The sequence below is a fragment of the Stenotrophomonas sp. CCNWLW57 genome, assembly GCF_037203925.1.
GTDB classification, from domain to species: Bacteria; Pseudomonadota; Gammaproteobacteria; order Xanthomonadales; family Xanthomonadaceae; genus Stenotrophomonas; species Stenotrophomonas rhizophila_A.
This window is the reverse complement of the sequence record NZ_JBBCBJ010000002.1, coordinates 144,597-164,344: the sequence shown is the minus strand read 5'-3', so window position 1 is coordinate 164,344 and position 19,748 is coordinate 144,597. Positions and strand designations below refer to the sequence as shown.

Here is a 19,748-nt window from a genome sequence, read left to right as displayed (position 1 = left end):
CCATGATAGCGCCCGGCGATGCGCTACCCTTGCGTCCCATTTTCCATCCGGTGCCGCCCATGCGTGCTCTGCCGAAGTTCCTGCTCGTTCCCGCGCTGCTGTCGCTGCTGGCCGCCTGCACCCCGCCCGGCCCGCCGCCGGGCGGCAGCATCGCCACCTTAGAGAAGATCGACACCCAGCCCGGCACCGGCGCCGAGGCCACCCCGGGCAGCACCATCGTGGTCCATTACACCGGCTGGGTGTACGACGAGAAAGCCGCCGATAAGCACGGCGAAAAGTTCGACAGCTCGGTCGATCGCGGCGAGCCGTTCAGCTTCGGGCTGGGCCAGGGCCGGGTGATCAGGGGCTGGGACGAAGGCTTTGCCGGCATGAAGGTCGGCGGCAAGCGCACCCTGATGATTCCGGCTGACTACGGCTATGGCGCCTCCGGCGCCGGCCCGATCCCGCCGAACGCCTCGCTGGTGTTCGATGTCGAGCTGCTCGACGTCAAGCCGCGCTGAACCGCATGAGCACTCCCGTCCACCCTGCGCGACGCGTGGCGATCATCGGCGGCGGCCCGGCCGGGCTGATGGCGGCAGAGACCGTGCGCGCCGCCGGCCACGCCGTGGACCTGTACGAGGCCAAAGGCTCGCCCGGGCGCAAGTTCCTGATCGCCGGCAAGGGCGGCTTGAACCTCACCCATTCCGATCCGCAGGACGTGTTCGTGTCCCGCTACCGTGAGCGTGCGACCGAGGTCGGCACGTGGCTGGCCGATTTCGACGGCCCCGCACTGCGCGAGTGGGCGGCAGGCTTTGGCGTGGACACCTATGTTGGCACCTCCGGGCGGGTGTTCCCGGTCGACCGCAAGGCGGCCCCGCTGCTGCGTGGCTGGGTGCGGCGGCTCAAGGAACAGGGCGTGCGCTTCCATGTGCAGCACCGCTGGACCGGGTGGCAGGACGACGGTGCGCTGCGCTTCGAGACGCCGGACGGGGTTGCCACGGTGCAGGCCGATGCGGTGGTGCTGGCGATGGGCGGTGGCAGCTGGCCCGAGCTTGGCTCGGACGGCGCGTGGGTGGCGCCGCTGGCCGCACGCGGCATCGACCTCGCACCGCTGAAACCGGCCAACTGCGGTTTCGACATCGACTGGACGCCCTACTTCCGCGACCGCCAGGCCGGCGCCCCGTTGAAGCCGGTGGTCGCGCACTGGCTCGGGCTCGACGGCCAGGAACGCACGCAGCAGGGTGAGTGCGTGATCACGGCCAATGGCATTGAAGGCAGCCTCATCTATGCGCTTGCCGCGGACCTGCGCGACCGCCTGGCGCGTGATGGCCACGTGCAGCTGCAGCTGGACCTCTTGCCCGGGCAGACCGAAGCGCAGTTGCTGGACAAGCTGCACAAGCCACGCCAGGGCCGCAGCTTCGGCGAACACCTGCGCCGGCAGCTGGGTCTGAGTGGAGTGAAATCGGCGCTGTTGTTTGAAGTGCTGGGCAAGGACGCCGGCCAGCTGCCGGCCGAAACCATCGCCGCCGCGCTGAAGCGGCTGACGCTGTCGCCGCTGCGGCCGCGACCGATCGACGAGGTGATCAGCACCGCCGGCGGCGTGCGGCTGGAAGCGCTGGATGACACGTTGATGCTGCGCGATCTGCCCGGCACGTTCTGCGCCGGGGAGATGCTGGATTGGGAAGCGCCTACCGGCGGGTATCTGTTGACCGCGTGTTTCGCCAGCGGATTGCGTGCCGGGCGCGGGGTGGTGGAGTACCTCGCCCGCTAGCGCGATTTGCTGTTGCGTAGTGCCTGGATGCGTGCTGGTGGCTGGAACGAGTCGCTGCGTGCATCCGCCCAGAAGTCGTGGAATACCGCGTGGTCGGGCACCCGGCGCAGCAGTTCGCCCGGGGTGAGGTAGCGGTACAGCGAGGCCAGCGAGCGGATCTCCACCGGCGACACGCGGCGCACGATGTGTTCCGGGCCCAGTTCGGCCGGATGTTGCAGGCCGGCCGCGCACAGCAGGTCGCGCAGCGCACGCAAGGTGTTCTCGTGGTAGTTGTGCACGCGGGTGGCCTTGTCGGCCGGGTCCAGGTGCCGCCATCGGTTCGGGTTCTGGGTGGCGATGCCGGTCGGGCAGCGGTCGCTGTGGCAGCTCAGCGACTGGATGCAGCCCAGCGCGAACATGAAACCCCGCCCGGCATTGCACCAGTCCGCGCCCAGCGCGATGGTGCGCGCGATCTCGAAGGCACTGCTGATCTTGCCCGCCGCCCCGACCCGGATACGGTCGCGCAGGTCCAGGCCGACCAGCGTGTTGTGGACCAGCAACAGCGCTTCATGCATCGGCACGCCGACATGGTCGATGAACTCGGCCGGCGCCGCGCCGGTGCCGCCTTCGGCACCGTCGACCACGATGAAATCCGGCAGCAGCCCGGTCTCCTGCATTGCCTTGGCGATGCCGAACCATTCCCACGGGTGGCCGATGGCCAGCTTGAAACCGACCGGCTTGCCACCGGACAGCTCGCGCAGGCGCACCACGAACTGCAGCAGTTCCACCGGCGTGTTGAACGCCGAGTGCTTCGACGGCGACACGCAGTCCACGCCCATCGGTACGCCGCGGGTGGCGGAGATCTCGGCGCTGACCTTGGCGGCCGGCAACACCCCGCCGTGGCCGGGCTTGGCGCCCTGCGACAGCTTGATCTCGATCATCTTCACCTGGTCGGTGTTGGCGTTGGCGACGAAACGTTCTTCGCTGAAACCGCCGTGCTCATCGCGGCAGCCGAAATAGCCGGAGCCGATTTCCCAGACCAGGTCGCCACCCATCTCGCGGTGGTAGGGCGAAATCGAGCCTTCGCCGGTGTCATGGTAGAAACCGCCACGGCGCGCGCCTTCGTTGAGCGCGCGGATCGCATTGGCCGACAGCGAGCCGAAGCTCATGGCCGAGATGTTGAACACGCTGGCCGAATATGGCTTGGCGCAGTTGGGCCCGATCAGCACGCGGAAGTCGTGGTCGGCCACCTCGGTCGGCGCCAGCGAATGGTTGATCCATTCGTAGTCCACCGCGTAGGTGCTGCGCAGCGTGCCGAACGGCACCACGTCCATTTCGTTCTTGGAGCGCTGGTAGATCAGCGCGCGTTGCTGGCGCGAGAACGGCACGTCCTCGAGATCGCTCTGCACGAAGTACTGGCGGATTTCCGGGCCGATCGATTCCAGGCCGTAACGGAAATGCGCCATCACCGGGTAGTTGCGGCGCAGCGTGCTGCGCTTCTGCAGCAGGTCCCAGGTGCCCACGATGACCATCGCCGCGCTGATGCCCACGCCCCAGTACCAGGCGACCCAGTACCCGGCCAGGTACAGCGAAACCGGGAGCAACAGGATGGCGAGCACGTAGACCAGGTAACGATGCATGGCTTTCCTCGATCAACAAGCGGGTTCGAGTCTACAGGCGGTCGTCGACCACGTCCCGTGGCCAGACCGACTTCACGTCGTAGACGATCCCATCCGGCGCCAGCAGCGCGCGGATCCGTGCGGTGTCCATCGCGCGGAAGCGGTCATGCGCCACCGCCAGCACCACCGCGTCGTAGCCCTGCGGGTCGGGCTGTTCCACCCACTGCACCCCGCTGCCTTCCAGCGTGGCCGGACCGACCCACGGGTCCTGCACATGCACCTGCGCGCCGCTGGACTGCAGCGCCTGGGCCAGTTCCAGCGCGCGGCTGTTACGCAGGTCCGGGCAGTTCTCCTTGAAGGTCACCCCCAGCACCAGCACGCGTGCGCCCTGCGGTGCCTTGCCGCGGCTGGCCAGCAGCGCCAGCACGCGTTGCGCCACGTGCGCGCCGACGCGGTTGTTGACCTGCCGCGCGGTGTGGATCAGGTCGGGGTGGTAGCCCACGCTTTCGGATTTGTGCAGAAGGTAGTACGGATCCACGCCGATGCAGTGGCCACCGACCAGGCCGGGGCGGAACGGCAGGAAGTTCCATTTGCTGCCGGCGGCATCCAGCACATCCTGGGTATCGATGCCGAGCCGGTCGAAGATCAGCGCCAGCTCGTTGACCAGCGCGATGTTGACGTCGCGCTGGATGTTCTCGATCACCTTGGCCGCTTCGGCCACGCGGATCGACGGTGCCGGCCAGGTGCCCGCAGTGATGATGCGCGCGTACAACGCATCGACAAGCGCGGCGATCTCCGGGGTGGATCCGGAGGTGATCTTGCGGATGTCGGGCAGGCGCCGCTGGCGGTCGCCCGGGTTGATCCGTTCCGGGCTGTAGCCGCAGTGGAAGTCCTGGTTGAAGCGCAGCCCGGAGCCGGCTTCCAGCAGCGGCACGCAGACCTCCTCGGTGGTGCCGGGGTAGACGGTGGATTCGTAGATCACCAGGTCGCCGGGCTTGAGCACGCTGCCGATCAGGATGCTCGCGTCGCGCAGCGGGCCAAGATCCGGCTGTTCGTGTGCGTCGATCGGGGTGGGCACGGTCACGATGTAAACGGTGCACGCGGCAAGGTCGGCCGGGTCGACGCTGTAGCGCGCCTGCACCGCAGCAGCGAGTTTGTCCGCCGACATTTCCAGGGTGTGGTCGCGGCCCTGCTGCAGTTCGGCGACGCGCGCATGGTCGATGTCGTAGCCGAGCGTGGGCAGCTGCGCGCCGAACGCGACCGTCAACGGCAGGCCGACATATCCCAGTCCGATCACGCCGATGCGTGCCTGTGCGGCGCGGTCGGCCGCCGTCATCCGGCCAGCCCCGCAGGCGCGCGCAGGCGCGGCAACAGGTACGCGGGGGAACGATCGATCATGCGGGGGCACCACCAGGAAACAGTTGCGACAAGCCTAACGCGGCAGGCGCTGCGCCACAAAGAACAAAGCCGCCGCCCGCGGAGAGTACGGACGACGGCCAACAAGTGGTCCAGCTGCGGTTACTTCCCTTTCAGACAACCCCGGGGCATACCCCGGACCGGTCACAGCTGGTAGACACATGGTACGAAGCGGACTGTGATCTTTGTGTTACGAGCGACGCCACTCACGAGCCCAGCGTCACGGCTGCGGGTTCGAGTTCGCCGGAGACGCCGGTCCATACCTCGAGCAGACGCGCGAAGCCGACCCGGCGCTGGCCATCCACGGGCGCGGAAGCGGCGAACCCCGTCCAGTCGGCATCGATGATCGCGCTCATCACGTCCGGGTCGATGCGGGCAGAGGCCATCGTCCAGCGCGGGAAATGACGCGTGCCGACCTCGCCGCGTGCCAGTTCGCGCATCTGCTGGTGGCTGCGCGCGTTGATCACACGCTGCTCGACCGGGGCTACGCCATCATCCGGGCCCTCGATGTACTGCAGGAAGCGCCGGCCATCGAACATCAGCACGCTGGTCACACCGGCCACGCGGTTGAAGTTGGAGGCCTCGGCGAGGATGCGGTCGATGCCCGGACCGTCGATGCCGTCGACTGCCTCGCTTACATAGGCGAACGCCTGCAACGCCATATGCACCCCCCGGTGAAGTCCACATGACTATGCCATGAAGATCGCGGGGGTGAAAAGATGGTTTTCCGGCTCAGGGCGACTCGACGTGGTAGCCGGCCTGGCGCAGCCGCTCGAGATAGCCACCCGGTTCCACCAGGGTGTGCACGGGCACGGTCGCAAAGGTGACCGCGTTGCCGGCCAGCGCTGTGCGTGCCGCGCCCATCCACTTCTCCGCCGCGCGTGCATCCAGGTTGGTCATGCCACGCCGGCGCCCCAGCTCGCTGTCGGCAATCGCGCCGACACAGGCGTCGTACTGGCTCTTCAAGGCCAACTGCTGGAGCGCGTCGATATCCCCTGCCGCCCAGGCGTTGGCGCGCTCGACCAGCAGCGGCATCTGGTGTTCAACCACGTCCAGCGTCCGCTGCAGGCAGGCCACGTCCTGCAGCGGGCTGGCCCGCACTTCCTTCAGTGCGGCGCGCGGATCGTCCACCTTGACCTCCACCCGGGTCACCACGGGCGTCAGGCCGCGGACCTTGTACGCCTTTTCAAGCAGCTTGCCCACGCCGGATCGGGGACTGAGCCCAACCTCGTCGAGGGCAGCCACGTACAGCCGCGTGGCGGCCACCAGCGGGCGGTCCTTCTCCACCCCATTGCCGCGCCCAAGGTAACGGGCCTTCAACGGCTGCCAGCGCGCATACAGCTCCGGCGGCAGAATCTCCTGCAGTCGCCTGCCCTGCGGGTCGTGCTGCGCCTTCATGGCCGAGGGCAGCAGGGTGAGCCGGCTGAAAAAGCCGACATCGGCATCCAGCGTCCAGCCCGGCGGCCCCAACACGGCATCGGCGCTGGCGATGACCGCCTTGACCTCGTCGGCGCGCCAGTCCAGCCTGGCCGGCAGCGGCGATACCGTGCCCAGGATCCACAACGTGTGGCCCTGCGCATTGGTGACCCGCCACATGCCCGGCCCGGGCTGCACGCCGGAGACCACCACCGGCGCCAGGTCGACCACCTCGGGCGGTGCCTGCTGCGCCCTGCCTTCGGGCACACCCGCACAGGCCAGCCACACCAGCAACGCGCCTGCTGCTGCCCTCTTCGCCATGCCTGTCCACCTTCCTGTGCGCCTGCCGTGCAGCGTACGGCGCGCAGCGCAGCGGGGTAAACCGTGCCTCAAGTACCGGTGCCGATCAGCCCGGGTCCGGTGCCTGCCGATAGGGCTCTTCAAACGGGCGGAAATCGTGCTCGTCCAGCGCCGCCGCGATCCATGCCTGCACGCCCGGCAGCGCCCGCACCTGCTGCATGTAGGCGGCAACGCGCGGCGACACCGGCACGGCGTAGGTGTGCAGGCGCATCACCACCGGCGCGAAGAACGCATCGGCGATGCTGAAACGATCGAACAGCAGCGGGCCCTCGTGACGCGCCAGCAACCGCTCCCAGAGCGCCTGCAGACGCTGCAGGTCGGCCACCACGTCCGGCTGCTCGCGCAGTACCCGCGCCCCGACCTCGGGAAGCAGTGCCTCGATGTTCATCGGGAAATGCGAGCGCAACGCGCCGAACCCGCTGTGCATGGCGGCGGTCGCGCTGCGGGCCAGCGCACGTTCGCGGGTCTCCTGCGGCCACAGCGCCGATTCCGGAAACCGTTCGGCCAGGTATTCGGCGATGGCCAGCGAATCCCAGACGACCAGCGCGCCATCGACCAGCACCGGCACGGTGCCCGAGGGCGACAACGCCTCGGCGCTGCGCTTGAACTGCGAGTCCGGGTCGAAGCTGTCAAAGCGCAGCACGACCTCGTCGAACGGAATGCCGGCCTGGGTCATCAGCACCCACGGCCGCATCGACCACGAGGAGTAGTTCTTGTTGCCGATGTGCAGTTTCAGCATATGCAGAATGGCCCGGAGCAGGAAAGCTGATGCTAGCGCCCCCTAGGATTCCGCTACAATCCCTCCGCAGCGCCGCCCGGATGGCGAAACTGGTAGACGCATCGGACTTAAAATCCGCCGGGGGCAACCCCATGCCGGTTCGATTCCGGCTCCGGGCACCAAGGGTTTCGGCCGATTTTCAGGCGCCACACAAAACAGCTCGGTGCAGGTTTTGTGCAGTCGTCAGCCCTTCTCCCACCACTTTCCACGCCCCCTGCCCTTGCGCCGGGCGGACTCTTTGAGCGACGCGGCGCGCTGCTCTTCAGGGGTGCGGCTGTCGGGCAGCAGCAGGTGCCCCAGCTTGGGCTGGAGCTTCGTGGGGTCCGGGCGGTCGGCCGGCGCGGGCTTGTCTGGGGTGTCCATGCGGCCACGATACGCCCAGGGCGGCTCAGGGGATGAGAACCGTGCCGCCCCCGCCAGCAGCACCGCTCAGCGTCGGCAGCACCGGCCAAGGCACGTTCGGGAAGCCAGGCAGCGCCGGGAGATCCCGCAGCTGCTGCCGGTAGACGCCAATCGCCGTCTTCTGCGCGGCCGTCAGTGGAGCGTCAGCCATCAGCGTCCAATCGGTATCCCGCAGTAGCTGGTCGCGCTCGAAGCGCTTCTGGTCGGCCTTGATCCGTGCAAGGAGAGCATCTGGCAACACGTCGACCTTCGTCTCGCCCTGGCTGAGCGGCATGTCTGGCGTAATGGCGCGGTAGCTGGTTTCGGTGATGGCGTACATGGTCACCTCATGAACTTGTACCCGACGCACCAGACGGTGAGGCCGTTGGTAGACGCCGAGTTCAGGCTGTAGTTGAACTGCTGAAGGTCGTTTATCGACATTTCGCCGAATATCACGCCGTTGGCCCGAAGGAACTGCAAGATGCTGGCCGGCCCGGCCGCGCCCATATCCGGGTTGTTGATGTAAACCACTGTGGTCCCGGTGTTCTCGGCGAAGGAATCCATCACGAACCCGGTCACGGGCACCACCCCGGCGACGCTGACCGTCACGCTGGTGGTGGAGTTGCCGTTCGACAGGACCTGAAGGCCGCTCCCGTTGATGTCCGTCAGGTACTTCACCGCGCCGACGGAAGGAGAATGGACGAAGCGAATGACCTGACTGCTGGCGTTCGTCCTGAAGCTGCCGATGTACCGCCGCGAGGTGTCACCGGTCTTGGCCCGGGCGGTGCCGGTGTACGGCGCGGCAGGCGCCGTGGTGCTTGCCTCGGCGCTCACGACCCCGCCGGCCACCGTCAGGTAGACGTGATACCAGGTGCTGGCGGCAAGCGACGGCGTAAGCACCACCGCCGATGCCAGCTCAGCGATGCGCTTGGGCCCAGGGACATAGGCCGCACCCGGGGTGACACGGACCTGCGTGCCGGACACCCACTCCAGCTTCAGGCCGTCGATGTAGCCCTTGGGCTGGACCAGCGGAGCGCGCGCGTCGCCGCCGGCGCCAGTCTTGAACATGACTTGGTCGTCATCGGTTGGGGCGATGAGCGGGTTGCTGGTGTCGGCGTACTTGATGTTGGCCATGGTCAGGTCCTAGCGGTCGAACTCGTAGCCGACCAGGTTGATGGTGACGGAGCCGGTCAGGATCGCGATGATCCCGCCGAGGATGTCGGTGGAGCTGAGGACGCAGTTGAAGCTGCGATCAGCGCCGAGCGTCACGTCCAGCACCGGGCAGGAGCCGGGGATCGCCGCGTACTGGTAGTTGGTGGCCGACGCTGCGGCAACCTCATTGCGCGACACGTACAGGGTGCGGCTCGAGGGGTTCAGCACCTGGATGATTGCGCGCGTGGCAGTCACCGGCAGCACCGCCGAGAGGTCGATATTCGTGCTGGTGGTGGCCGTGAACAGGGACAGCAGGCCCAGAGGGACGCTGCCAGCAGCCACTGCCGCGTCCAGCATGACCCGATTGCCCATCTCCGCTGGGCGCGTGTGCCGGCCCGGGCGCAACACGCTGCTTGCGTTGGTGCGGCCGGAGATCAGGTAGCGCCGGGTCGGGTCGCCCTGCTTGCACCGCGCCGTGCCCAGGTATGGCGCATCGGGCGGCGTGGTACTCGCCTCCAGCGCCATGACCCCGCCGCCGGCGTCGTACCCGTACAGGTGGTAGAACGTGTTGGGCGCTGGGCTGCTGAGCGTCACCGTGGCGGTGCCGTCGCTCAGGACCCGCCCGGTGCCAGGCACATAGCACATGCCCGGCGACATGCTCACGGTCAGCCCGTTCAGCGCGACCGACGCCTGCAGGCCCCGGATGATCGAAATGGACGGATCTGAGGCCATCAGTTCGCGATGCTCCGGTCAGAGACGCGCCGCCACTTCGTGCTGCCCGGCGCGGTGATGTCGTACCAGCACAGCTCCCGTCCGCCCGAGAGGTCGGTGATCAGCACGTACTGCCCATCGGGCGGGTTCACCAGCGCATTTGCCTGCGCCAGGGTCAGCACCTGCAGCGGCGCCGCGGGGGCCACAGTGCTGCTGGGCCAGCCCGGGGGCACGATCGGGCTGTTCGCCATCAGGAAATTGCCGGCCTGATCGGTCAGCTGGTTGCCGGCCTGGTCCGTCAGCAGCGGGTACTCCACCAACCAGAACCGGGAGGCTGGCGCGTTGGCCTGCTCCCAAGCGCCGTTGAGCCCGACGTACGGCGTGCCGTCGGTCGGCGGTGGACCGAAGCCGCCCGCGATGAGCGACACCACCGGATTGCGCGGGTCGGCGTTGTTGACGGCGATGCCGCTGCCGGCCACAACCGACTGCACCGCGCTGTCGGCTTTGCTCAGCGAGATCATCACGGCAGTGGCCAGGGACAGGGTGGGGGCGCCTGCTGCGGCGTTGCCGTTGACCACGTTGATCTGGTTGCTGGTGCCGGTGATCGTGGCCGTGCGCGTGCCCGACACCCTGCCCTTGCCGTCGCGGGTGATCGCCAGGAGAGCGCCCGCGCCAGAGTCGGCCAGATCCTCAAGGCTGATCGTCGGGTCGCCGGCCTCGCCGTCACCGTTGGCGATATCGATGCCGTCGCCAGGTTGCAGCGTGCGCAGCGCCCACTCGCCGTCATCGCGGCGGATGGCAAAGCCCCTGCCGATCAGCGCGGCCAGCTTCTGGATGTTGGCGGGGATCTCGCGGATCAGCTTCCAGATGGTCGAGGCGATGCTGCCCGTGCCGCCGCCACCGCTGGTGGGCTGATTGATCACGTCTTCCGGGCGAATTACCCGGCCGGCCGAGTCCCGTAGGTTCACACCCAGGATGGCGCCCTCGGTCGCGGACGGGTCGACATCGACGAAGCCGCGGGGGTCCTTATGGAGCGGAACTCGCTTCTTGGCGCCCATTACCGCCCCAGGGCGCGGATCTCGGACATGCGGCCGTCGCAGTCCTCAAGGGTGGTAATGTTGGCGTTGTAGGCGGCCACCACGGCTTCGACCGTACGGGTCTTGGCGCGCGTGGCCGGGCACGGCTTGGTCAGCCGATCTTCTACGGGCACCTGCTTTTCGACGGTAACGGTAACGACCTTCGGCATGACTGGAGACTCGGGCTTCTTCGAGCAGCTCCCGAAGCCGCACAGCGGCAGCGCCAAGATCAGAGCAAGGGAATGGCGTCGCACAGCGGCATCTCCAGTTGGGACCGGCACGCCGGCGTGGATTTCGCATCCTGCAGCGCCTTCTCGGCAGCCACGGCGCGGCGCTGGCCGGCAGCGGCCGCCGCTTCAGCGCGAGCAGCAGCCTGTTGCGCCGCCGCCTTGGCCCGGGCGGCTTCATCGATCTGGCGCTGCGACTGGTCGTTCACGTCGCTCAGAAGCTGGCCACAGGCATTGGCAGCGCGCAGGTTCTCGGCAGCCTCAGCCTGGGCGGCATCGCGCGCCGCGGCCAAGTTGTCGATGCGCTCCTGGTCCTTGGCCGCCTGCCGGTCCTTGCCATGGCCGTAGCCGCTGACGAACACAGCAGTGAGCGCGATCATGATGGCGCCTGCCTTCACGGCCCACAGGTACGGGCGGATAGGGTCAATGCTCAGCATGGCGGCTTCTTCCGGGACTTCAGCACCCGGGCGATCACGCCCAGCGCGCCCAGTCCGCGAATCGACCACTTCGCCGGCTCGGGCAGCTCATCCATCCAGCCCATGGCCGCGATCGCGTCGTAGATGTCGGGGAACACCGTGACCAGGCCAAACACCCATACAGATGCCAGCTTCCAGGCGCGGTGCCACCCGTCGATCAGCTGCAGCTTCATTTGATTCCCCTGAGTTGGCGCTGCTCTTTCAGGTCCTGTTCCTGCTGCTCGACCTTGATCGCCAACTTGGCGAGTTCGAGCTTCAACGCAGGCACGTCGGCGAGCTGGGTGTTGATGGTCTGCAGCTGCTGCTGCATGCCGAGCATCTGCTGGTTGGCGACCTGCTGCTGGGTCAGCATTGACTGCACCGAACCGACCAGCCAATAGGCGCTGTAGACGATGGCGGCGGCGAAGATCGTCACGATCCAGCGCTCGACAGGACCGAGCGAAAGGCGGGTGCGGCCGTCCTGGCTCGACTGGGCTTCCATGGTCATGCGGCCCCGCCCACTTTTCCGCCGGCCTTCTGGTAGATGGCCCGCAGCTTTTCGAGGCTCTGTTCGTGCTGCCCGTACCCGGCGCCCGGCAGGCTGGCCCACTCGCGGGCGCACAGGGCGACGGCCTTGTCGAACTGGCCCGCCTTGACCGCAGCCAGCGCCTTGCGCCCCCGGATCAGCTCGATGCAGCCCTTGTCCTGGCTCAACGGCCCGAAGTCCGGCAGGCCCAGCTGTTTTTGCAGGACGCCCCAGGTTCGGGAGAGGAACTGGTAGCGGCCAGCGGCAGTGGATGACAGCTTCGAATTCAGCCGCACCAGCCGGGCCGGGTGCTTCGACAGGTCGGTGAAGAGGCCGCCGCCCACCAGTACGTCATAGCCGTGGTTCCTGGTCGGCTGCCGCCCGTTGTCGGTCCCTTCGGACCAGGCCAGCATGTCCAAGAACGCCACAACGTTCTGGCCGCCAGCCTCTGCTGCTGTGATGGTCGCCATTGCGGCCCCGCCCTGTGTGATGGGGCCATGCTGCAGGGCTACCGGAAGGGATCAACGGAGCCAGTCCGCCCAATTCAGAAAACCGGGCAGTTGTTAGGCATAGACTTCAGCCTCACAACCAAGGAAGTGAAGATGAGCTTTCCAATAAGCCTGTTCGTAAAATCCAAGGCGGAGGACGTCCCCAAAGGTGGACTGTTCTTCGCTAAAGGCAACTGGTGGTTCCGCTGCGACTTTGATACCCCGAAAGGCCCTCACAAGAGCATTCTCTCCGTTGCGGGGCCCAACATTGGCGGTATTGGCAAGGCAGATGGCTCAACCGGCATTACCTTGGCGCCTAACCACGACTGGCTGTTCCGGGTTAAGGATGCTGCCGACGCCGCGTTCAGTGACTCGCCAAAAGCCGGAACAATCGTGGTCGATGAAGGTGGGTCGCCCGTAGTCTGGGGGCACATCATGGGCGTCCCTGAGCACAAACACGGCTTCACCATCGCTGGCGACCAAGTCCCGATGTACAACGAGGCGGACGGTTACCCATACCTCCACTACGCGGCATACCAAGTCTGGGTCATCGACCCGGAAGGGCGTGCCGTCGGCACCGGGCCCATCTTCGAAACTGCAGCCTAAACCACCACAGGCCGGCCGCCCCACGCGGCCGGTGCTACCATCCGCGCATGAGCCGATCCGCCGCCCTCCTGCTACTTCCCTTGGTCCTCGCGGCATGCCGAAAGGAACCTGAGGTCTGGACAGCTTTCGTCTATCCACCGGGGCAGTCTTTCTCCGCAGTGGATCCGAGAGAGGCCGTGAGGGGCACGTTCCCAACCTTCGTGGAATGCCAAGCGCAAGCGATATGGCTGTTGCGCAATTATCGGGAAGGTTTGGACGATGCTGGCCAAGCGCTGGCCGAACAGAGCGGCTGGGGTGACTACGAATGCGGGCTTGACTGCCGCCGCGAAGGTGGCTCTGAACTCTACATGTGCAAGGAAACCCGGAAATGACGCATCCACCGAAAATGGAAGACCGCTGGGCAGGGACTGGCCACTTCCACCCCGTAAGCGCCTGGCAGAAGATCACTCGGACCAACAAGGCACGCGCGTTCGACGCGGAGCATCCGCTCACCTGGTGGGACCGCTTCTGGATCCCCGCGTCGATAGTACTGCTGGTGACCGGCCTGCTTGGCTGCGCCCTCTATCTACTGATCTGGGGTCTCAGAGGCCCCTTCGCCTGATGCGGCCAAGGCATCTGCAACCTCAGAGATCGACTCGTCATCGTTCTCGGCGCTCATCCGCTTCAACACGTTGAGCTGAGCCGGCAGCGCCCCGATGGGCATTTCCGTAGAACGCGCCAGCCACTTCACGAACTTCGGGTTCGTCATGGCGCGCGCCAGCCCATTGGCCAGCACACCGCCGCCCACGGTTACAGCCGCCGGGCCAAGCTGCCCAGTGATCACCAGACCGCCGATGGTGGCCGGGTACGCGATGGCCGCGCCGCGATTCGCGGTGCCGCTGGGATTGCGGAATACCTCTGACCCCTCCTTGATCCGCTCGGCAACCCTGGCCACCTTGTCCATGTTGTCGCTGAATTCCTTGCCATATCGGCCGAACAGCGTGCGCCGCGCCTCCGGGCTGATGTTCCCCCAGTTGGTGAGGAACGTGTTCGGGCTGAAGGCATCGCCCGCAGCGTTCTGGGCGCCTGGATTCGCCAAGCCCATGCGCTTGATCACCGCGGCGCTGACCGCCTTCTGGCCGTCCTCCGGCAGGGAGCGCATGACGGCGCGGAGCGTGGTGGCGCCATCCTTCGTGCCGGCCATCGCGGCCTGGAATACCTTCTCCGGGCCACCGTTCTTGTCCACGATCCGCTCCAGGGTTTCCAGCCGATCGGCGGACGCCTTGAAGTAGTTGCTGGCACGCTTCACAGCGGCAACGGCGCTCGGGCCTTGAGCTTGGGCGGCGGCCTCAAGATCCTGCGACAGCGACGCGTAGAGCTGCTTCAGCTGGGCGGTGGGCCGGTCGGTGGAGAGGGAGAAATCGGACAGCTCCTCGCCGATCTGGCTACGGATCCGCTTCACCGCCTCGTAGGGGATGCCGGCCTGACCAGCCTGCTGCGCGGCGGCCACGTCCTCGGCCAGCGTGTCGGCCATGCGCTGGATCTTCGGGCTGATCTGAGCGCCCGTCGTTGCCTCTGCACCGGCGATGGGCGTGGTCAGTTCGGCCAGGGCTCGCTCCGTGTTGGTGACGCCGATCCGCGTGTCACTCGGGATGTGCTGATCCGCCTGCCAGTACAGCGCCTTGCGCATCGCCCCGGTGTTCTTCGCGAACGTGTCGACGCCCTTCTCGATCGCGCGGCCGGCGCGCTCGCCGCTGATGTTCCGCGCAAGCTGGTTGCTCAGATCTCCCAGGCCTTCCCCGATCTGTTCGTTCTGCTTCTCCGCATACCGGCGCATCACGCCGCCGCTCGTTGGGCCGCCGGCCAGCAGGCTTTCAGCCCCCTGAGCCGTCCAGCCGCCAGTTCCCTGCCCCACCGACGGCGTCGCACCCAGGGTGGCGAAATCGTCGATGGTCTGCTCCAGCGCTTTGCGCCCAGGCTCGCCGCCGCGCAGCCCGCCGCGCAGCACGGACTGCACGCCGCTGGTGGCGATTGCCGGGGTGAAGCCGCCGAGCAGGCCGGCCGCTGCCTGCCCAAGCGGGCCGACACCACTTTCGCGTGCACCAGAGCTGGCCGCTGCGCCGGTCGCGGCGCTGACGGCCTGGAGTGCGGGCTGGGCGGTGAGTAGTTCCGCGCCGCGCTGCCCCAAGGTCGGAATGACCTGGGGCGCAGGCGCCGCACGCGCAACAGTTGGCAGCACCGTGCGCCCAGCGTTTGCCAAGCCGCCGGCACCGAGGGTCAGCCCGGTGCCTGCCAATGCCTCGCCGATGTCGCCTAGCACCCTGTCGCCGGAGGTCTGGGCTTTCGGAAGCCCGAGGCTGTCGCCCAGCGCCGTGGCGTTGTCGCGGAAGCTGGCCACGGGGCGACCAGTGATCTTCGTTTCCAGGGCGCCCAAGGCGTCACCACCCACAGCGCCGAGCAGGCTTCCCACGCTCTGCAGCACCGACCGCGCGCCGAAGGCCAAGTCGCGGGGGATGCCCGCCTTCCAGCCGTCGGCCTGCCGGCCGTCAGCGGTGCTGTCGACGGTCGCCGTCACGCCGCTGAAGTCAGGGCGCTCTGCCTGGACAGCGGGCAGGTCGGTGATCGGCATGGCATCGCGCTGCGTCTTGTACGCCTGCGCCAACCGGCGCGCGTCTTCGGTGTTGCCGGCAGCGTCCGCTGCTCGCAGGGCCTGTTCGAGCTGCTCAAGGGTTGCCATCAGCGGATCCCGTACTTGCCGAGGAGGTCATCGACGCCACCAGCTGGCGCTGGCAGCCCTGGACGTGCGGCAGGTGCAGCCGCCGGCGGCGGACGGTCGCCAAGGGAGGCTGCCCGGCCTGCTGTGATGCGCATCTGAGTGATGGCGCGCTCGCGGCTTCGCCCCTTCGACTGCAGCACGGCCTGGCTATCGCCCGGCTGCGGGAAATAAGTCTTGATCTCGCGATCCATCTCCTCGTCGCCGATGACCGCGCCGGATTCCTTACGCAGCTTCGCGCGCACCCAGTCTTCCTGCTGCTGCCGGTTGACCTGGCCCTTGTCGGACGCGAACTGGTTGAGGAACGTGCCCTCGCCTGCCGTGTAGAAGTCGCGCAGGTTGGCGGCGTTGTAGCCGCCGGCGCGCAATTCTTCCAGCTCCGCCTCGGACTGCACCATGCGCTGCAGGAACCCGGCTGCGCTGCGCTCGCCCTCGGTGGCCTTCGCGGTCGGGTCGCCCAGCGTGCCGGTGATATCGGCCGGGCCGCCGGGGATCGCTTCCAGGCTCCCGTCCGCCTTCCAGCGATATCCGCTCGGCGCCTTGCTGGAGGGACGGCCACCACCGCCCAGGACATCGGCGCGGTCCAGCGCCATGCCCTGCCGGGTGCGCGCCGCAGACGCGTAGGAACTGGCCGCACTGGCGTCGGACGCGCGCGCACGGGCAGCATCGGCGGCCATGCCGGCGCGGCCCTGTTCGGTCGTGCTCACGTCGCCGCCGCCGACCAGGAAGCGGTTGCCGAGCAGGTTCTGACCTTCGACGGAGGCGAGCTGCTGCGGCCCCTTGGCCAGTGCGAACAGCTGAGCATTCGCCCCGTTGTAGTCGCCCGCCAACGCAGCATTGCGCGCGCCGCTGCTCGCGGCAGCGCCGAGTACGTCGCTGAGCTGACTGGCGTCGAAGTTGTCGTTGGCCAGCAGCGCGATACTGCCCAGAGTGCCAAGCGCGTCTTGATCACCGCCCAGAACGCCGCTCACCAGCTCCGGGTTCACCAGCGCCCGCTGGTCATTGACCTGCTGCGCGAGGATCGCCTTCGACCGCGCCTGCCGCGCCTGCTGCAGCGCCTGCTCGACCTGGTACTGCCGGCCCAGCTGGTTGGTGTAGGTGTCCTGGGTGCTGCCGAAGAGCGCGGAGCCCAGCGCCTGCCCGGCGTTGTATGGATCAGCCATCACGCCACCCCCATGGTGTTGGGGTTCCAGACCCCGTAGTAGTTCGCGCCGTACTGCGGCGCAGAGGCGGCGCCCATCATCCCGCCACCGCCACCGGCCATGGCTCCACCAGCGGCAGTAGCCAGGCCGGCAAGCAGGTCCACTTCGGGGCGCCGGCGGATCGCGCGCAGCCGCATCTGGTCGATGAACTGCTGACCGCGGCTATCGCGTGCGGCCATGTCGATGTCGGTGGCCAACCGGCCGTAGCCGAATGCCTCACCCTGCCGCTGCAGCTGGGGCGCGTCGATGCGCGACATCAGCCCGGCGGTGGTCTGCGCGGCGGCGTCTGCACCGGCACGCGCCGCGCCGGTATCGGCCTGGAAGGTGGTGCCGCCGAACGGGGCTTCCAGCCCGGCCACGGCCTGCTTGCGCCCGCGCTGCAGCTGGGTCACGTATTCGCCCAGGCGCTGGGCGCGCTCGTCCGAAGACGTGCTGGCAGCCACGTTGTTGACCTCATCGCTCACGCGACGATCGGCGTCCTGCTGCCGGCGGGACTGGCTGAGCAGGCCCTGCGCGGTCGCCTCGTCCTGCTTGCGCGTGACGCGCTCGGTTTCGGACTGCTGCGCCAGGGTGCCGGCGGCCATGATTGCGAGAGGAATGAACTGGCCCATGGGTTACCCGCCGTAGGCGGCACCGCCGCCGTAGAGATTGAAGTTGGCATCGCGGTTGGCCTGCCGACGGGCAGCCTCATCGCGGCGCTGCTTGACGAACCCGCCGACCGTGGCGAACTGGTCGCCCAGCTGCTCGCCGAACGCCTGGGAGCGCGCGCTCTCGAAGTTCGAGCGCAGGCCGGCCGCCGCCTGGGATGCTGCCGTGGTCGCGTCCAGGCCAGAGGTGGCCAGCTGGATCAGGCGTGCACGGGCTTCCTGGTCGGCCGCCTCGAGCTGCGCACCAGCGCCCTGCGCGCGGCTTTCGACGCTCAGCAGGCCCCGGTTGTAGTCGTCTGCCATGCGGCGGTTCTGGTCCACGTTGACGCTGCCGCCGGACAGGCCGCCGCGCGCCAGGGCGAACTTCAGCTCCCGGGTTGCATCGGTGTTCTGCCGGGCCAGATCGTCCATGCTCTTCGTGCGCACCGCCGATACGAAGTCGGAGATGTCGCGCGCGCGCCGGGGGTTATCGAAGACCGTGTTGATGCGGGCCTGCGTCTGCTTGATCGCCGCCTGCCGCTCCATCTCCAGGCGTGCAGCCACGTCCGCAGCCGACTCACCCTGCTTGGCCGTCTTCGTCAGGCCCAGGGGGTCGAGCCACTTGCCCGCGCCGGACTTCTGGATCGTGCCCGTGGGGTCGGCCCAGTTGCCCTTGCCGATATTGCCGCCGCCAGCCATCAGGCCGCCTCCTTCGTGCGTGCGAAAAGCACCGCGTCCGCGCCATTGGCGCAATAGCGGCTCAGGGTTGCCTCGCGGCGGTAGCCGAGCGAGCGCTCGTACCACTCGAACGTCTTGTCGCGTCCGGCCAAGCCGTAGAGCTGAAGCCGGTGCACCTCGGGGCGCGCCAGCATCTGGTCGTTGAGCTTGCGCGTCACCTTGGTGATCGTGCGCCAGTGCTTCTCCCAGCCGTCCATCGTGCCGAGCTGCCAGCCCTCCCACACGCCCGGGCGGACCTGCCAGAAGCCGCCGGCCACCACGGGCACGTCGTCGGCCAGGATGACGAACTTCGGGCCGTACACGGACGCCATCTTGAGGATGGCCTGCGCCGGGTCGTACTCGGACAGGCCGGTCATGGCCAGATCCTGCTCGATCTCGTCCGGGCGCATCCGCCGCGCCAGGTAGGCGATGTCCTCAATCAGGACCTGCTGGGAGGTGACGACACTCATGGGCCGTTTGCCATGTCGAAGAAGCTGAGCGACACCTGCTGCAGGCTCCATTTCTGGCCCGGCGCGAAATCCACGCGCAGGCTGAAGGTCGGCGCGGCCATCGGGAACGGGATGACGCCGCCCGGGAGCGTGTCCGGATCAACGGTGTACGGATCGGTGAACGCGGCCAAGTTGCGCTGGTCGTAGCCGATGCTGATGCTGGGGATGCCGGAGCTCACGATGTCGAACCCTTCCATCATCTTCGTGACGCTGGGGGTGCCAAAATCGAGGTACGGCCACCAGACGGTCCCGCCGAACGGAATCGTCTCGCCACCCACATCGTCGCCGAGCGCAAAGTCAGTCACAGCGCTGATTTCATCCCCATGCCGCACATAGAGATCGTTGCCCAGCTGGGCGAAGGCATCCACGGAAAACGGGAACAGGTAGCGGCTCCAGGAACCGGCCTTGCCCTGCTTCATGGTGTAGACGAACACGGTGGACTGCATCAGGCACCCCCGAAGGCGAACTGCAGGCGGTTGCCGGTGGACATGCACACCGCGGCGAGGCCGCCGCAGGGCGGGTCGGCGCTCAGCAGGTACTCGGTCTGGTAGCGATCGCGCTGCTGGCGGTAGTACAGCGAGCCGGCGCGCAGGTAGGCCAGGATCACGTCCGAATTGCCCACCTGCCCAGGACGCTTGTCGTCCAGCGTCAGGCGCGGGTTGAGGATGCCCGGGAACTGGGTGAACACCATGCCCGGCACCGCGGTGTCGAACCACCACAGCCAGGCCACGCCGGACTGCACGAACGCGATCGCGGGCTGCATGTTCTGGTCGAACGCCAGCGCAACCTCCGTGATGCCCGGGCGGCTGAAGGCCGGCTGCTCGGTTCCGCCATCCGGGCCCAGGTACACCACGCTGCCATCCACCCTCACCCGCCACAGCTGAACCCACAGGCCCTGCGACGGATCGTTCAACGCCGCGCCGCCCATCTCGTAGTCGATGAGCGGCTGCAGCGTCGAGTTCACCTGCTCCAAAAACGGAGCAGGCTGAGGAGTGGTGGAGA

At 67.7% G+C, this 19,748-nt stretch carries 25 protein-coding genes and 1 tRNA gene; 4 read left to right on the top strand and 22 right to left on the bottom strand.

Annotated features, from left to right (window positions below; translation table 11 throughout):
- Positions 1-59 precede the first annotated feature (59 nt).
- Both V9K91_RS05500 and V9K91_RS05495 read left to right on the top strand, forming a co-directional pair.
- Entirely contained in the window at positions 60-500 is a 441-nt protein-coding gene (locus V9K91_RS05500) for an FKBP-type peptidyl-prolyl cis-trans isomerase (RefSeq protein ID WP_336443781.1), read from the top strand.
- Between the two features lie 5 nt (positions 501-505).
- The gene (locus V9K91_RS05495; RefSeq protein WP_336443780.1) at positions 506-1,750 is read left to right on the top strand and encodes a TIGR03862 family flavoprotein; all 1,245 of its coding nucleotides are present in this window, start codon (positions 506-508) and stop codon (positions 1,748-1,750) included.
- Here the strand turns inward: V9K91_RS05495 and V9K91_RS05490 are convergent.
- The 5 genes from V9K91_RS05490 to V9K91_RS05470 all read right to left on the bottom strand — a co-directional run bounded on the left by V9K91_RS05490 (position 1,747) and on the right by V9K91_RS05470 (position 7,279).
- Positions 1,747-3,369: an FMN-binding glutamate synthase family protein gene (locus V9K91_RS05490; protein ID WP_336443779.1), complete on the bottom strand. Its 1,623-nt coding sequence runs from the start codon at positions 3,367-3,369 to the stop codon at positions 1,747-1,749. The two genes, V9K91_RS05495 and V9K91_RS05490, sit on opposite strands and share 4 nt — an antisense overlap.
- Before the next feature lie 31 nt (positions 3,370-3,400).
- Positions 3,401-4,684, bottom strand: coding sequence for a nucleotide sugar dehydrogenase (locus V9K91_RS05485; protein WP_336443778.1), 1,284 nt, complete (start codon positions 4,682-4,684; stop codon positions 3,401-3,403).
- Between the two features lie 286 nt (positions 4,685-4,970).
- Positions 4,971-5,426, bottom strand: a complete 456-nt coding sequence (locus V9K91_RS05480) for a BLUF domain-containing protein (protein WP_249834047.1) — start codon at positions 5,424-5,426, stop codon at positions 4,971-4,973.
- 70 nt (positions 5,427-5,496) lie between these two features.
- On the bottom strand, positions 5,497-6,501 hold the full coding sequence (locus tag V9K91_RS05475) for a TraB/GumN family protein (protein WP_336443777.1): 1,005 nt from the start codon (positions 6,499-6,501) through the stop codon (positions 5,497-5,499).
- 85 nt (positions 6,502-6,586) lie between these two features.
- Positions 6,587-7,279: a glutathione S-transferase family protein gene (locus V9K91_RS05470; protein ID WP_336443776.1), complete on the bottom strand. Its 693-nt coding sequence runs from the start codon at positions 7,277-7,279 to the stop codon at positions 6,587-6,589.
- Positions 7,280-7,353: 74 nt separating this feature from the next.
- On the opposite strand from V9K91_RS05470, the gene V9K91_RS05465 reads away from it, so the two are divergent.
- Positions 7,354-7,440: transfer RNA gene (locus tag V9K91_RS05465), tRNA-Leu, on the top strand.
- Between the two features lie 61 nt (positions 7,441-7,501).
- On the opposite strand, the gene V9K91_RS05460 is transcribed toward V9K91_RS05465, so the two are convergent.
- The 10 genes from V9K91_RS05460 to V9K91_RS05415 are packed head-to-tail and all read right to left on the bottom strand — an operon-like array spanning position 7,502 to position 12,316.
- Positions 7,502-7,681 carry a hypothetical protein gene (locus V9K91_RS05460; protein ID WP_336443775.1) on the bottom strand — a complete coding sequence of 60 codons (180 nt, stop codon included), beginning with the start codon at positions 7,679-7,681 and terminating at the stop codon, positions 7,502-7,504.
- Positions 7,682-7,706: 25 nt separating this feature from the next.
- On the bottom strand, positions 7,707-8,039 hold the full coding sequence (locus tag V9K91_RS05455) for a tail fiber assembly protein (protein ID WP_336443774.1): 333 nt from the start codon (positions 8,037-8,039) through the stop codon (positions 7,707-7,709).
- A 2-nt stretch (positions 8,040-8,041) separates the two neighbouring features.
- Complete coding sequence (locus tag V9K91_RS05450) at positions 8,042-8,833, bottom strand: hypothetical protein (protein WP_336443773.1); 792 nt, start codon at positions 8,831-8,833, stop codon at positions 8,042-8,044.
- 9 nt (positions 8,834-8,842) lie between these two features.
- The gene (locus V9K91_RS05445; protein WP_336443772.1) at positions 8,843-9,583 is read right to left on the bottom strand and encodes a hypothetical protein; all 741 of its coding nucleotides are present in this window, start codon (positions 9,581-9,583) and stop codon (positions 8,843-8,845) included.
- A complete protein-coding gene (locus V9K91_RS05440; RefSeq protein ID WP_336443771.1) occupies positions 9,583-10,620 on the bottom strand; it encodes a hypothetical protein in 1,038 nt (345 codons plus the stop codon). Before V9K91_RS05440 ends, V9K91_RS05445 begins: the two co-directional genes overlap by 1 nt.
- The gene (locus tag V9K91_RS05435; protein ID WP_336443770.1) at positions 10,620-10,808 is read right to left on the bottom strand and encodes a hypothetical protein; all 189 of its coding nucleotides are present in this window, start codon (positions 10,806-10,808) and stop codon (positions 10,620-10,622) included. Before V9K91_RS05435 ends, V9K91_RS05440 begins: the two co-directional genes overlap by 1 nt.
- A 59-nt stretch (positions 10,809-10,867) precedes the next feature.
- Entirely contained in the window at positions 10,868-11,302 is a 435-nt protein-coding gene (locus V9K91_RS05430; RefSeq protein WP_336443769.1) for a hypothetical protein, read from the bottom strand.
- A complete protein-coding gene (locus V9K91_RS05425) occupies positions 11,296-11,514 on the bottom strand; it encodes a hypothetical protein (RefSeq protein WP_336443768.1) in 219 nt (72 codons plus the stop codon). The genes V9K91_RS05430 and V9K91_RS05425 overlap by 7 nt, the downstream gene beginning before the upstream one ends.
- Positions 11,511-11,828: a hypothetical protein gene (locus V9K91_RS05420; protein ID WP_336443767.1), complete on the bottom strand. Its 318-nt coding sequence runs from the start codon at positions 11,826-11,828 to the stop codon at positions 11,511-11,513. Before V9K91_RS05420 ends, V9K91_RS05425 begins: the two co-directional genes overlap by 4 nt.
- A complete protein-coding gene (locus V9K91_RS05415) occupies positions 11,825-12,316 on the bottom strand; it encodes a glycoside hydrolase family 104 protein (RefSeq protein WP_336443766.1) in 492 nt (163 codons plus the stop codon). The genes V9K91_RS05420 and V9K91_RS05415 overlap by 4 nt, the downstream gene beginning before the upstream one ends.
- A gap of 27 nt (positions 12,317-12,343) precedes the next feature.
- Here V9K91_RS05415 and V9K91_RS05410 point away from each other — a divergent pair, with 27 nt between their 5' ends.
- Positions 12,344-12,940 carry a hypothetical protein gene (locus V9K91_RS05410; RefSeq protein WP_336443765.1) on the top strand — a complete coding sequence of 199 codons (597 nt, stop codon included), beginning with the start codon at positions 12,344-12,346 and terminating at the stop codon, positions 12,938-12,940.
- Positions 12,941-13,505: 565 nt separating this feature from the next.
- Here the strand turns inward: V9K91_RS05410 and V9K91_RS05405 are convergent.
- The 7 genes from V9K91_RS05405 to V9K91_RS05375 are packed head-to-tail and all read right to left on the bottom strand — an operon-like array spanning position 13,506 to position 19,710.
- The gene (locus V9K91_RS05405; protein WP_336443763.1) at positions 13,506-15,656 is read right to left on the bottom strand and encodes a hypothetical protein; all 2,151 of its coding nucleotides are present in this window, start codon (positions 15,654-15,656) and stop codon (positions 13,506-13,508) included.
- A complete protein-coding gene (locus tag V9K91_RS05400; protein ID WP_336443762.1) occupies positions 15,656-16,855 on the bottom strand; it encodes a hypothetical protein in 1,200 nt (399 codons plus the stop codon). The genes V9K91_RS05405 and V9K91_RS05400 overlap by 1 nt, the downstream gene beginning before the upstream one ends.
- Entirely contained in the window at positions 16,855-17,505 is a 651-nt protein-coding gene (locus V9K91_RS05395; protein WP_336443761.1) for a hypothetical protein, read from the bottom strand. The genes V9K91_RS05400 and V9K91_RS05395 overlap by 1 nt, the downstream gene beginning before the upstream one ends.
- Positions 17,506-17,508: 3 nt before the next feature.
- Complete coding sequence (locus V9K91_RS05390) at positions 17,509-18,219, bottom strand: hypothetical protein (RefSeq protein ID WP_336443760.1); 711 nt, start codon at positions 18,217-18,219, stop codon at positions 17,509-17,511.
- The gene (locus V9K91_RS05385; RefSeq protein ID WP_336443759.1) at positions 18,219-18,707 is read right to left on the bottom strand and encodes a hypothetical protein; all 489 of its coding nucleotides are present in this window, start codon (positions 18,705-18,707) and stop codon (positions 18,219-18,221) included. The genes V9K91_RS05390 and V9K91_RS05385 overlap by 1 nt, the downstream gene beginning before the upstream one ends.
- Positions 18,704-19,165, bottom strand: coding sequence for a hypothetical protein (locus V9K91_RS05380; protein ID WP_337308176.1), 462 nt, complete (start codon positions 19,163-19,165; stop codon positions 18,704-18,706). The genes V9K91_RS05385 and V9K91_RS05380 overlap by 4 nt, the downstream gene beginning before the upstream one ends.
- A 26-nt stretch (positions 19,166-19,191) precedes the next feature.
- Positions 19,192-19,710 carry a hypothetical protein gene (locus V9K91_RS05375; RefSeq protein WP_336443757.1) on the bottom strand — a complete coding sequence of 173 codons (519 nt, stop codon included), beginning with the start codon at positions 19,708-19,710 and terminating at the stop codon, positions 19,192-19,194.
- Between the last annotated feature and the right edge of the window lie 38 nt (positions 19,711-19,748).